This window comes from Burkholderia sp. Ac-20345 (assembly GCF_017104825.1).
In the GTDB taxonomy this organism is placed as follows: domain Bacteria; phylum Pseudomonadota; class Gammaproteobacteria; order Burkholderiales; family Burkholderiaceae; genus Burkholderia; species Burkholderia lata_B.
Map to the genome: position 1 here is coordinate 19,339 of NZ_JAAGPO010000116.1, position 12,674 is coordinate 32,012.

At 68.4% G+C, this 12,674-nt stretch carries 12 protein-coding genes; 8 read left to right on the forward strand and 4 right to left on the reverse strand.

Annotated elements, in window-relative coordinates; all coding sequences use genetic code 11:
* Position 1: 1 nt before the first annotated feature.
* Genes G3O06_RS31225 through G3O06_RS31235 form a run of 3 tightly spaced genes read left to right on the forward strand, consistent with a single transcriptional unit; the run spans position 2 to position 3,151 of the window.
* Positions 2-1,000, forward strand: coding sequence for an ABC transporter ATP-binding protein (locus G3O06_RS31225; RefSeq protein ID WP_174918214.1), 999 nt, complete (start codon positions 2-4; stop codon positions 998-1,000).
* A complete protein-coding gene (locus G3O06_RS31230) occupies positions 997-2,013 on the forward strand; it encodes a peptide ABC transporter ATP-binding protein (RefSeq protein ID WP_174974349.1) in 1,017 nt (338 codons plus the stop codon). Before G3O06_RS31225 ends, G3O06_RS31230 begins: the two co-directional genes overlap by 4 nt.
* The gene (locus G3O06_RS31235) at positions 2,006-3,151 is read left to right on the forward strand and encodes a TraB/GumN family protein (protein ID WP_174974347.1); all 1,146 of its coding nucleotides are present in this window, start codon (positions 2,006-2,008) and stop codon (positions 3,149-3,151) included. Before G3O06_RS31230 ends, G3O06_RS31235 begins: the two co-directional genes overlap by 8 nt.
* A gap of 558 nt (positions 3,152-3,709) precedes the next feature.
* Here the strand turns inward: G3O06_RS31235 and pxpA are convergent.
* The 3 genes from pxpA to pxpB all read right to left on the reverse strand — a co-directional run bounded on the left by pxpA (position 3,710) and on the right by pxpB (position 6,268).
* Complete coding sequence (pxpA, locus tag G3O06_RS31240; RefSeq protein ID WP_174918211.1) at positions 3,710-4,474, reverse strand: 5-oxoprolinase subunit PxpA; 765 nt, start codon at positions 4,472-4,474, stop codon at positions 3,710-3,712.
* A 73-nt stretch (positions 4,475-4,547) separates the two neighbouring features.
* A complete protein-coding gene (locus G3O06_RS31245) occupies positions 4,548-5,615 on the reverse strand; it encodes a biotin-dependent carboxyltransferase family protein (protein ID WP_205818509.1) in 1,068 nt (355 codons plus the stop codon).
* Complete coding sequence (gene pxpB / locus G3O06_RS31250; protein WP_174918209.1) at positions 5,612-6,268, reverse strand: 5-oxoprolinase subunit PxpB; 657 nt, start codon at positions 6,266-6,268, stop codon at positions 5,612-5,614. Before pxpB ends, G3O06_RS31245 begins: the two co-directional genes overlap by 4 nt.
* A 148-nt stretch (positions 6,269-6,416) precedes the next feature.
* Between pxpB and G3O06_RS31255 the strand changes: the two genes are divergently transcribed.
* A complete protein-coding gene (locus G3O06_RS31255) occupies positions 6,417-6,929 on the forward strand; it encodes a winged helix DNA-binding protein (RefSeq protein WP_021163776.1) in 513 nt (170 codons plus the stop codon).
* 74 nt (positions 6,930-7,003) lie between these two features.
* Here G3O06_RS31255 and G3O06_RS31260 read toward each other — a convergent pair whose 3' ends face one another.
* Entirely contained in the window at positions 7,004-7,612 is a 609-nt protein-coding gene (locus G3O06_RS31260; RefSeq protein WP_174985486.1) for a 5-formyltetrahydrofolate cyclo-ligase, read from the reverse strand.
* 8 nt (positions 7,613-7,620) lie between these two features.
* Here G3O06_RS31260 and G3O06_RS31265 point away from each other — a divergent pair, with 8 nt between their 5' ends.
* Genes G3O06_RS31265 through G3O06_RS31280 form a run of 4 tightly spaced genes read left to right on the forward strand, consistent with a single transcriptional unit; the run spans position 7,621 to position 12,523 of the window.
* Positions 7,621-9,573, forward strand: coding sequence for a lytic transglycosylase domain-containing protein (locus G3O06_RS31265; protein ID WP_205818510.1), 1,953 nt, complete (start codon positions 7,621-7,623; stop codon positions 9,571-9,573).
* 57 nt (positions 9,574-9,630) lie between these two features.
* Positions 9,631-10,590, forward strand: a complete 960-nt coding sequence (locus G3O06_RS31270; RefSeq protein WP_205818511.1) for a complex I NDUFA9 subunit family protein — start codon at positions 9,631-9,633, stop codon at positions 10,588-10,590.
* A 47-nt stretch (positions 10,591-10,637) separates the two neighbouring features.
* A complete protein-coding gene (locus G3O06_RS31275) occupies positions 10,638-11,285 on the forward strand; it encodes a glutathione S-transferase family protein (RefSeq protein ID WP_175005000.1) in 648 nt (215 codons plus the stop codon).
* Positions 11,282-12,523: a multifunctional CCA addition/repair protein gene (locus G3O06_RS31280; protein WP_205818512.1), complete on the forward strand. Its 1,242-nt coding sequence runs from the start codon at positions 11,282-11,284 to the stop codon at positions 12,521-12,523. Before G3O06_RS31275 ends, G3O06_RS31280 begins: the two co-directional genes overlap by 4 nt.
* Positions 12,524-12,674: the final 151 nt, after the last annotated feature.

A 12,674-nucleotide genomic window follows, 5' to 3' on the forward strand; every position in this document is an offset into this window, starting at 1 on the left:
TATGAGCAACAATCTTCTGACCATCCGCAATCTCGCGGTGAATTTCAACGGCCTGCCCGCGGTCGACCGGATCAACCTGTCGATCGCGCCGGGCGAGGTGGTGGGCGTCGTCGGCGAATCGGGCTCGGGCAAGAGCGTGACGATGATGGCGCTGATGGGCCTGATCGACGCGCCGGGCAAGGTGACGGCAGATGAAGTCACGTTCAACGGTGTCGACCTGCTGAAGGCGTCGCCGAAGGCGCGCCGCAAGATCGTCGGCAAGGACATCGCGATGGTGTTCCAGGACGCGCTGACGAGCCTGAATCCGAGCTATACGGTCGGCTACCAGATCAAGGAAGTGCTGAAGCTGCACGAGGGCTTGCGCGGCGACGCGCTGCACCGGCGCGCGCTCGAACTGCTCGACCAGGTCGGCATTCCCGATGCGAAGAACCGCATCACGTCGTTCCCGCACCAGATGTCGGGCGGGATGAACCAGCGCGTGATGATCGCGATGGCGGTTGCGTGCAACCCGAAGCTCCTGATCGCCGACGAGCCGACCACCGCGCTCGACGTGACGATCCAGGCGCAGATCATGGACCTGCTCGTGAAGCTGCAGAAGGAACGCGGGATGGCGCTCGTGCTGATTTCGCACGACCTGGCCGTGGTGTCCGAGGTCGCGCAGCGCGTGGCGGTGATGTACGCGGGCGAGGTGATCGAGACCAACAGCGTGCCCGACATCTTCCGCGCGCCGCATCATCCGTACACCGAAGCGCTGCTCGCGGCGATTCCCGAGCACAATAAGGGGGCGCGTCGCCTTGCCGCATTGCCCGGCATGGTGCCGGGCCGCGATGATCGCCCGTCCGGGTGCCTGTTCGCGCCGCGCTGCAAGTACGTCGTCGACGACTGCCGCAAGGCGCGGCCGGCGCTCGACACGCTGGTGTCCGGCAACGATGCGATGCGCGCGCGCTGCATCAAGCCGCTCAACGTTTCCAACCTCGACCTGACGGGAGGTGCACGATGAATGCAGTCAATCAAACGCCTCACGTGTCGCACGATGAGGACGCCGTGCTGGTGGCCGACGGCCTCGCGAAACACTATTCGGTGAAGCGCGGGATGTTCGGGCAGGGCACGGTAAAGGCGCTGAACGGCGTGTCGTTCTCGCTGAAGCGCGGCAAGACGCTCGCCGTCGTCGGCGAATCGGGCTGCGGGAAGTCGACGCTCGCGCGCCAGCTCACGATGATCGAGACGCCCACGTCGGGCAGCCTGACGATCGACGGCAAGAACGTCGCCGGCGCAAGCCGCGAGACGGTCGCCGACCTGCGCCGCCGCGTGCAGATGGTGTTCCAGAACCCGTTCGCATCGCTGAACCCGCGCAAGACCGTCGAGCAGACGCTTTCCGAGCCGCTCGAGATCAACGCGAACCTGACGGCCGCCGAACGCGCGCAGCGCATCGCGCAGATCATGCGCACGGTCGGCCTGCGGCCCGAGCACGCGAAGCGCTATCCGCACATGTTCTCGGGCGGCCAACGCCAGCGTGTTGCGATCGCGCGCGCGATGATCCTCGATCCGCGCATCGTCGTCGCCGACGAGCCGGTGTCCGCGCTCGACGTGTCGATCCAGGCGCAGATCCTGAACCTGTTCATGGATCTGCAGGAGCAGTTCAAGACGAGCTACGTGTTCATCTCGCACAACCTGTCGGTGGTCGAGCACGTCGCGGACGACGTGATGGTGATGTACTTCGGCAGCGTCGCCGAGCTCGGCGACAAGGCAACGATCTACGCACGGCCGCGCCATCCGTACACGCGCGCGCTGATGTCGGCGACGCCGGCGATCTTCGAGGAAGACCGCCGCGTGCAGATCAAGCTGCAGGGCGAACTGCCGTCGCCGCTCAATCCGCCGTCGGGCTGCGCGTTCCACCAGCGCTGTCCGTATGCGGTCGAGCGCTGCCGTGCGGAGGAGCCGCAGCTGCGCGAGGTCGACGGCCGGCGCGTGGCCTGCCATCGGGCCGAGGAGGTAGGGGAGGCGAATGCCTGAAGCGTTGGCGGCGCGCGCGTCCGGCGTGCGCCGTGCGGGGGCAAGCAGCGCGCGCGTAATGCGCGCGTACCGCTACGCGCGGCGCTGGAGCGTGCGTACCGTCACGGGCGCGGCGCTGGCCGGTGCGTGCGTGGCGGCCAGCCTCGTGGTTCCCGTCGAATCCGCGCGCGCCGAAGGGCGCGCGCCGGCCACTTCACCGATCCATCCGTCGCAAGTCCCGCCGCCCGGCATGAGCCTGCCGGGCTTCCACGCGCCCGCCGTGTCGGACGGCACGGTGTCGCGCGGCACCGTGCGCGTGCAGCCCGCGCGCATGCCGTTCTACGTTGCAACCAAGGGCAAGGTCACGCTCTACGTGCTCGGCACGCTGCACACCGGCGACCCGTCCGACTACCCGAGCGCGCAGCCGTTCCGGCCGCGCATCCTCGCGGCGCTCGCCGCGTCGCCCACACTGGCGCTCGAGCTGTCGCCCGACGACCTGCTCGAATCGCAGGACGACGTGTCGAAGTACGGCGTCTGCCGCTACCCGTGCCTGCAGCGTCTGCTGCCCGAGCCGCTGTGGCAGCGTCTCGCTGCGCGCCTGCGCGGCAACCCGGCCGCGCTCGCCGAGATCCGCAAGATGCGGCCGTGGCTCGCGGCGCTCGTCGTCGAGACCTACGATTCGCTGTCGGCCGGCCTGCAAACCGAGTACGGCACCGAGGCGCAGCTGCAGAACGTGTTCCTGAAGAAAAAGGGCGGCCGCGTGATCGGGCTCGAGACGCTCGCCGAACAGATGCGCGCGTTCACCGGGCTCACGCTTGCCGAGCAGCGCGAAATGCTCGCGCAGGACATGGTGCAGACGCCCGCGCAGAACGCCGACGACATCAAGGCGCTGCACCGACTGTGGCGAATTGGCGACGCCGATGCGATCTCGGCATGGGCGGTCGCGAAGAGCGAACGGCTCGCGCGTTCGAAGGTGCTGTCGGACTCGATCGACAACAAGATCGTGTACGAGCGCAACCGGCGCTTCGTTGCACGGATGACGGCAATCGCCGCACCGAACCGGCCGCTGTTCGTCGCGATCGGCGCGCTGCACTTGGGCGGCCCGCGCGGCGTGCTCGAATTGTTGCGTCAACAAGGTTACAGCGTCGACGCGAACTGATCGCCGCCACCGCGCCCGAACCGATCCTCCCCTGTTTGATTGACGTTGTGCGAACGGCTCAAACGCCTGTATGGGCTCGCTATTCGATAAGGAAAACCCTCGAATCGTCAGAAAATAGCGTTTCAAACGATTGACATCCCGATCTGCCAATATCTATTCTTCGATCCACAAGTTGAAAAAATGAAAAGAATAGAAAAAGTTCTACGGGGTAGCAGAAAATAAAGCGCGGGGTTAGCGCGTTGCCGGCACGTGATGCACGTGCCGGCCGCGGAAGTGTCTGCATGTACGGCGGGGCCAACCATCGTCGGACAACAACAAGGCATGCAGGCCGACTTGCGGGATAAAGCGACGTTCCGTCGTCCCACCGGGGAAAGGCAGTAATCGGGCGGCGGCGGACGTTTTTTAATCCGGAATATTTTTCCGGTCACCGTCGAAAGACGGTTTCGGGGGGTGAATCGACAGACGGCGAAGCCGCAGCGATTGCGCCAACGGAAAAGCGCCACGAGGGCGCTTTTTTCTTTTGGGCGACGGATTGTGCGTCCGCCAGCGCAGGCCGGATCAGGCGCGTTCGTCGGCCTGCAGCATGCCCGGCGCGACCACGTCGACGCCCACCGCCTCGAGCGCGGCGCGAATCCGTTTCGCGAATACCAGCGCATGCGGCCCGTCGCCGTGCAGGCAGACGGTCTGCGCATTGAGCATCACCCATTCGCCGCCGATCGCGCGTACCTGCCGGCTGCGCACCATGTCGAGCGTGCGCGCGATCATCGTGTCCTCGTCGTCGATCAGCGCGCCGGGCTGGTTGCGCGGCACGAGCGAGCCGTCCGCGCGGTAGCCGCGATCGGCGAACACTTCCTCCACCGCGGCGAGCCCCGCGTGCCGCGCGGCCGCGACGAACACGCTGTTCGCGAGCCCGAACACCGCGAGCGACGGATCGAAATCGCGGATCGCGGATACCACCGCATCGGCGATCATCGGATCGCGCGCGGCCTGGTTGTACAGCGCGCCGTGCGGTTTCACGTGCGCGATTCGCCCGCCCTCGGCCTGCGCGATCGCCGACAGCGCGCCGAGCTGGTACAGCACGCCCGCGTAGATGTCGCCGGCCGGCAACTGCATTTCCTTGCGGCCGAAATTCTCCGGATCGTGAAAGCTCGGATGCGCGCCGATCGCCACGCCTTTTCGCACGGCCCAGCGCACGCAGTCGCGCATCGCGTTCGCACCGCCCGCATGCCACCCGCATGCGATGTTCGCGGACGTCACGAGGTCGAGCAGCGCCTCGTCCGAACCGCATCCTTCGCCGAGATCGGCATTCAGATCGATTTCCATGATGTTCCTCGTCCACTGATTGCGTGGCCCGTCTTCTCTACTGCGACTGCCTTCGGTACGGCTACCGCCATTGTCACGCTGCTTGCGACTGGGCGCGGCGGCGCGCTTCCTCGCGCAGGTCGATCGCCACGTCGATCTGCCGCAGATAGGCACGTTCTGCGGTCAGGGCGGCGCGCGCGGCGTCGGGTGTCGTGCGCACGAAGCGGATCGGCAGGTTGAGCCGCGCCTGCGCGAGTTTCCACAGATCCGCACGGATCACCGTGCCGATCTTCGGGTAGCCGCCGGTGGTCTGCGCATCGTGCATCAGCACGATCGGCTGGCCGTTCGGCGGCACCTGGATCGTGCCCGGCAGCACCGCGTGCGACAGCAGCTCGGCCGGCCGCTCGCGCACCAGCTCGACGCCGGCAAGCCGATAGCCCATGCGGTTGCTGTTCGCCGTGACCAGCCATTCTTCATCCCAGAACGCCTGCTGCGAATCGGCGGCGAACGACGCGTAGTCGGGGCCCGGCAGCACGCGCACGGGCATCGCCCACGGCGCATGCGCGGGGCGGTGCCGGCGCGGCGGCTCGTCGACGCGCACGAACGCGCACCACGCCGGCGCCTTTACCCCGAATTCGGGGGCATCGGCCGCCAGGCAACCCATCCCGGCCGGAAGCACGCCGACCGGGAGGCGATCGCCGTCGCGCAGCGCCCGGCCGCCGAGGCCGCCGAAGCGCGATGCGAGATCGGTACTGCGCGAGCCGAGCATCGGCAGCACGTCGATGCCGCCGGCGATGCACAGGTAGCCGCGCATCCCGCGCTTCGCGGCCGGCAGCACGAGCGTCTGCCCGGCCTCGACCGGCAGGCTCCACCAAGAATATACGCGCTGGCCGTCGAGCGTTGCACCGAACTCGGTGCCGGTGATCGCGATGCGTGTGGCGCGCGTGAAGCGGAAGGCGGCCGGGCCGATCGTGATCTCGACGCCCGCCGCGTCGGGGCGATTGCCGACCAGCCGGTTGCCGACCTCGAGCGCGAGGCCGTCGAGCGCGCCGCCCTGCGCGACGCCGAGATGGCGCGCGCCGCGGCGCCCGAGATCCTGCACGGTGGTCAGCGGGCCGGCCCGCACCACCTCGACGGTGCCCGCTGCGTTGCTCTGGGTCATCGTGCGTCGACTCCGGCAATGGTGAAGCGCACACGGTCGCCGGGCAGCAGCAGCGTCGGCTGCGGCCGTGCCGGATCGAACAGCACGTGCGACGTGCGGCCGATCAGTTGCCAGCCGCCGGGCGACGTGGTCGGGTAGATGCCCGTCTGCGCGCCGCCGATGCCGACCGAGCCGGCCGGTACCTCGAGGCGCGGCGCCGCGCGGCGCGGCGTGTGCAACGCGGCGTCGAGCCCGCCGAGATACGCGAAGCCCGGCTGGAAACCGACGAAGAACACGACGTAGGCGCCGGCTGCGTGGCGCGCGACGACCTCGTCGGCCGACAGGCCGGTATGCGCGGCGACGGCCGGCAGATCGGGGCCGGCGGCGCCGCCGTACTCGACCGGGATCTCGACCTCGCGGCCGTCCGCGTGCTCGACGTCGGCCGTCTCCCACGCGTCGCGCAGCGCCGGCGTGAGCGCTTCGGCCGTCGTGGCGAGCGCGTCGAAGACGATCGTCAGGTTGTTCATGCCGGGCACGACGTCGACCACGTCGGGCCACGCGCGCGCGGCCTCGGCAACGGCCCAGACGCGGCGCTGGCAATCGAGCGTGGCGGGCGGCGGCACCTCGCAGACGAGGGCGGCATCGCCGAGCGGATAAATGCGGGGTTGCGTCATCGGACTGGCACGGTTCGGACGGCAATGTTAGCGCACATTGTCAATAAAATATCGACAACTTCCCAATAAGCGTTTTCGCCTAGCCCGTATGCCGGGGCTTCTGGCGTACACTCGGCACACCCTGTCATCCGGCTTGCTCCGCCTTTCCATGAAGCGTCCTGCGACCAAGATCGTGTCATCCGAACACCTCGTTTCCGATTCGAGCGCGGAGCTGTCGGAACTCGAATACGGGCTCATCATGGCAGGCAATGCTTTCAACCGGTGGATGGTGCGCTGCATGTCGGCGGCCGGCGCGAAGGACATGACGGCGGTCGAGGTGTCGCTGCTGCATCACGTCAGCCATCGCGAACGCAAGAAGAAGCTCGCCGACATCTGCTTCGTGCTCAATATCGAGGATACGCACGTCGCGACCTATGCGCTGAAAAAACTGATCGCCCGCGGCTATGTGAAGAGCGAGAAAAGCGGCAAGGAAGTGTTCTTCTTCGCGACCGACGCGGGCCGCGACCTGTGCCTGAAGTACCGCGAGGTGCGCGAGCACTGCCTGATCGAGACGCTGAAGGACAGCGGGCTCACCAACGAGCAGATCGGCGACGCGGCGCAGTTGCTGCGCAACGCATCGGGCCTGTACGACACGGCCGCGCGCGCAGCGGCGTCGCTGTAAACGATTGCGCCGCAGGTGGCGCGCGGCGGTGCGCTGACGGGCGTGCGACGACGGATGCGGCGCCGCCCGCCGCATCATCCGGCGGCCGGGTACAGCGCGCCGTCGGTCACGATCCAGTGCAGCGCCAGATCGTGCGCTTCGGCAGGCAGCGCATCGACGCGACATGCTTCATAGGCGATGCCGACCGTCACGGGCGGCCGGCTGCCCGGCCATGCGGCGAGCGTGCGGTCGTAGTAGCCGCCGCCATAGCCGAGCCGGTAACGCTCCAGATCGAATCCCAGACAGGGAATCAATAGCAGGTCGGGCACGACGACGATTCCCGACGCCGGTTCCGGAATCCGGTGATGACCTTCGCGCATCGGCGTGTGCGTATCCCACGCGTGGAACTCGAGCGGCGTGTGCCGCTCGTCGATCACGGGCAGCGCGGCACGCCGGCCGGCACCGGCCGCGCACCACGCGAGCACCGCATCGCGCGCATCGAATTCGCCCGCCAACGGCCAGTAGAACCCGACCGTGCGCGGCGCGAGCCGTTCGAGCAGCGTGCGCAGCCGCGCGTCGAGCGCGGCGTTCGCGGCGGGTTGCGACGCGGCGTCGCGACGCGCGCCGGACAGCGTTTTGCGTAGCGCAACCTTCGGGTTGGGCACAGGGTTGCGTGCTATGCTTTCGCTCACTTCGTGCTCCATTCAAAACGATGTCCAACAGCCTTTTCCGAGTATATCGCGCGGTCGCGCTGACGCTTTCGGCCACCGCGCTCGTCGCGGGCACGGCTGCGTGCGCCGCACCGAACGACGATACGGTCTCCGGGGACGACCAGACCTTTGTGCAGCTTCGTGAAGCCGCGCGCCGCAATGACGCCGCGAAAGCCGCGCAGCTGGCGTCGATGATTCCGAACTATCCGGTACCGTCCTACGTCGAGTATTTCCAGATCAAGCCGCAGTTGTTCGATTCGACGGGCCGCGCGCGCGTGGACGCGCCGGACGCGCCCGTGCAGTCGTTCCTGCAGCGCTACGACGGCCAGGCGATCGCCGACCGCCTGCGCAACGATTACCTGCTCGTGCTCGGCGCGCGCCACGACTGGCGCAACTTCGACGAGCAATACAAGCGCTTCGTGCTCGACGACGACACGCAGGTCAAGTGCTATGCGCTCGAATCGCGCGCGGCGCGCGGCGAGAACGTCGCCGATGCGGCACGCGCGCTGCTCGTCGAGCCGAAGAATTACGGCGACGCGTGCGTCGACCTGATCACCGCGCTGACGGTCAACCAGCAGTTCACGAGCGACGACGTGTGGCAGCAGGCGCGCCTCGCGTACGAGCAGAACTACACGACGATCGGCGGCAAGATCGTCGACGCGCTCGGCCCGCGCCCGGTCGCCTTCGACCAGGCGACGAGCGCGCCGCCGCTGTACCTTGCGCGCGGCGTCGGCCCCGACGCGACGTCGCACCAGCTCGCGCTGATCGCGCTCGGCCGCATGGCGCGCAACGATCCGGACGCGGCAGCCGGGATGCTGACGTCGGTCGCCGCGTCGCTGACCAAGCAGGAACAGGCGATCGCGTGGGGCGCGATCGGCTACCAGGGCGCAATCAAGCGCTCGCCGCTCGCATCGGTCTGGTATGCGAAATCGACGAATGCGCCGCTATCGAACCCGGGCTACGAATGGCGCACGCGCGCCGCGCTGCTCGCCGGCAACTGGCCGATGGTGCGCTGGTCGATCGAGCAGATGCCGCCGTCGCTGCGCGACGATCCGGCCTGGATCTACTGGCATGCGCGCGCGCTCAAGCAGAGCGGCGACACGCTGCAGGCGAACCAGGAATTTGAGCAGGTCGCCGGCCAGTTCAACTTCTACGGGCAGCTCGCGGGCGAAGAGCTCGGCCAGCGCACGACGATCCCGCCGCGCACGAAGGTGAGCGACGCCGAGATCGACGCGATGGGCAAGATTCCGGGCTTCGCGCTCGCGCAGCGTTTCTACGCGCTGAACCTGCGCCTCGAAGGCAACCGCGAATGGAACTGGCCGCTGCGCGGGATGACCGATCGCCAGCTGCTCGCGGCCGCCGAGTACGGCAAGCGCGTCGACCTGCTCGACCGCACGGTCAACACGGCCGACCGCACGAAGGCCGAGCACGATTTCACGCTGCGCTACCCGTCGCCGTACCGCAACATCGTCGAGCGCTACGCGCAGTCGACGGGCCTCGACACCGAATGGGCGTACGGGCTGATCCGCCAGGAGTCGCGCTTCATCACGAGCGCGCGTTCGTCGGTGGGCGCGGGCGGCCTGATGCAGCTGATGCCGGCCACCGCGCAGATGGTCGCGAAGAAGCTCGGCCTCGGCACGATCTCGCGCACGCAGATGCACGACATCGATACCAACATCCAGCTCGGCACCTGGTATCTGGCGGACATCTACAACAACTTCGACAGCTCGCCGGTGCTTGCCACGGCCGGCTACAACGCGGGCCCGGGCCGGCCGCGCCAGTGGCGCCAGGTGTTGACGCAGCCGATCGAAGGCGCGATCTTCGCAGAAACGATTCCGTTCAACGAGACGCGCGACTACGTGAAGAACGTGCTGTCGAACACCGTCTACTACGCGGCGCTCTTCGAGGGCAAACCGCAGTCGTTGAAGAAACGTCTAGGCATGATCTCGCCCTGATACGCAATCTTCACACTGCCGCGCGAGACGCGGCAGTGTTCTTTTGAGGTCCCTAACATGGATCGCCAGACCGTCGCGCTGCTGGGCGGCACCGGCTTCATCGGCAGCCGGCTCGTCAATGCGCTGATTGAATCCGGCAAGCAGGTACGGATCGGTACGCGCCGGCGCGACCACGCCCGCCACCTGCAGATGCTGCCAGTCGAAATCGTCGAACTCGAAGCGCTCGACACGCGCACGCTCGCGCGCTTCGTCGCTGGTGCGCACGCGGCGATCAACCTCGTCGGCGTGTTGCACGGCGGCCGCGGCACGCCGTACGGGCCCGGCTTCGAGCGCGCGCACGTCGCGCTGCCGGCCGCGCTCGCGACCGCCTGCACCGAAGTGGGCGTGCGGCGCGTGCTGCACATGAGCGCGCTCGGCGCCGATTCGCACGGCGCGAGCATGTACCAGCGCTCGAAGGGCGACGGCGAGGCCGCGCTGCATGCGATCGCGGCGACCGATTCGCTCGCGCTGACGATCTTCCGCCCGTCGGTCGTGTTCGGCCCCGGCGACGCGTTCCTCAACACGTTCGCGAACCTGCAGCGCACGGTGCCCGTGCTGCCGCTCGCGATGCCCGACGCGCGCTTCCAGCCGGTGTTCGTCGGTGATGTCGTGCGCGCGTTCGTCAACACGCTCGATCTCGCGGCCGCACACGGCAAGACCTACGAACTCGGCGGCCCGACCGTCTACACGCTTGAGCAGCTGGTGCGCTATTGCGGCAAGCTGGTCGGCCGGCAGGCACGCATCGTGCGGCTGCCCGACGCGCTCGCGCGGCTGCAGGCGAGCGTGTTCGAATGCCTGCCCGGCGAGCCCGTGCTCACGCGCGACAACCTCGCGACGATGTCGGTGCCGAACGTGCTGTCGGGGCCGCTCGCGCCGGAGCTCGGGATCTCGCCCGCGAGTCTCGAAAGCATCGCGCCCGGGTATCTCGGCCATGCTGCGCGGCGCTCCCGGTTCGACTGGTTCCGCTCGCGCCGCTAGGCCGGCAGCGTCTTCCTTTTCACCTTCGCGTTTTCCGGAACACCGTCATGAAACTCGTCATTGGAGACAAGAACTACTCGTCGTGGTCGATGCGCCCGTGGCTGCTGCTCGCGCATTTCGGCATCCCGTTCGACGAGATCGCGATCGAGCTGCGCCACGATGACACGGCCGCGCGCATCCTCGAATATTCGCCGTCCGGCAAGGTGCCGTGCCTGGTGGACGACCACGGCGTCGCGATCTGGGATTCGCTCGCGATCGCCGAGACGCTCGCCGAACGCTATCCGCAGTTCCCGATGTGGCCGGCTGATCCGCTCGAGCGCGTGCATGCGCGCTGCGTCGCGGCCGAGATGCATTCGGGCTTCGCGGCGCTGCGCACGCAGATGGGCATGAACGTGCGCGCGTCGATGCCGGGGCGCGGCGCGACACCCGAGGCGCTCGCCGATGTCGCGCGCATCGATGCGCTGTGGAGTGAGTGTCTCGAGGCGTCGGGCGGGCCGTTCCTGTTCGGGGAATTCGGGATCGCCGATGCGATGTACGCGCCCGTCGTGATGCGCTTCAACACGTACGCACCGGGCCTGTCGCCGGAAGCGGCCGGCTATGCGGCCCGCGTGACGGCGCTGCCGGCCGTCCAGCGGTGGATCGACGCCGCGCGCCGCGAAACGAACGTGATCGCCGAATACGAGCCGACGCCATGAACATCTATGCAGTAGGCGGCGCCATCCGCGACGAATTGCTCGGCGTGCCCGTGCAGGACCGCGACTACGTGGTGGTGGGCGCGACCCCCGAGCAGATGGCCGCGCAGGGGTTCCGGCCGGTCGGCAAGGATTTCCCGGTATTCCTGCATCCGCGGACGCAGGAGGAGTACGCGCTCGCGCGCACCGAGCGCAAGACGGCGGCCGGCTATCACGGCTTCCAGTTTCATTACGCGCCGGACGTGACGCTCGACGAGGATCTCGCGCGGCGCGACCTGACGATCAATGCGATGGCGCGCGAGGTGAGCCCGGAGGGCGAGCTGGTCGGGCCGGTGTTCGATCCGTTCGACGGGCAGGCCGACCTGCGCGCGCGCGTGTTCCGGCATGTGAGCGACGCGTTCGTCGAGGATCCGGTGCGGATCCTGCGCATCGCGCGCTTCGCCGCGCGGTTCGCGGATTTCACGGTCGCGGACGAAACGCTCGCGCTGATGCGGCGGATGGTCGACGCGGGCGAGGTCGACGCGCTCGTGCCCGAACGCGTGTGGCAGGAAATCGCGCGCGGGCTGATGGAGGCGAAGCCGTCGCGGATGTTCGCGGTGCTGCGCGAGTGCGGCGCGCTTGCGCGCATCCTGCCCGAGGTCGATGCGCTGTGGGGCGTGCCGCAGCGCGCCGACTACCACCCGGAGGTCGACACGGGCGTGCACGTGATGATGGTCGTCGACTATGCGGCGAAGCAGGGCTATTCGCTGCCGGTGCGCTTCGCGGCGCTCACGCACGACCTCGGCAAGGCGACGACACCGGCCGACGTGCTGCCGCGCCACGTCGGCCACGAGGGGCGCAGCGTCGACCTGCTCAAGCCGTTGTGCGAGCGGTTGCGCGTGCCGAACGAATGCCGCGATCTCGCGCTCTTGGTCGCGCGCGAGCACGGCAACCTGCATCGCGTGATGGAGATGGGGGCGGCCGCGCTGGTGCGGCTGTTCGAGCGCAGCGACGCGCTGCGCAAGCCGGCGCGTTTCGCCGAGATGCTGCAGGCGTGCGAATCGGATGCACGCGGGCGGCTCGGGCTCGAAGCCCAGCCGTATCCGCAGGCCGAGCGGCTGCGTGTCGCGCTCGCGGCGGCGCGCAGCGTCGATGCCGGCGCGATCGCGCGCGGCATCGTCAACGACACGGAGAGGATCAGGGAAGCCGTGCATCGCGCGCGGATCGAGGCCGTCGCGCAGTCGCTCGAGATCGGCGAATAAGGGGCCGGAAGGGCGCGCGTCGCGCGCCTGCCTCCCGGCAACCGTTACGACTTCTTCTTGCGCGCCGGCTTGGCGGCCGCCGGACGTTTGCCGGCGGATGCGCGCGGCTTGGCCGCTGCCTTCTTTTCCTTTCCTGCCGCGCCGGCGTCAC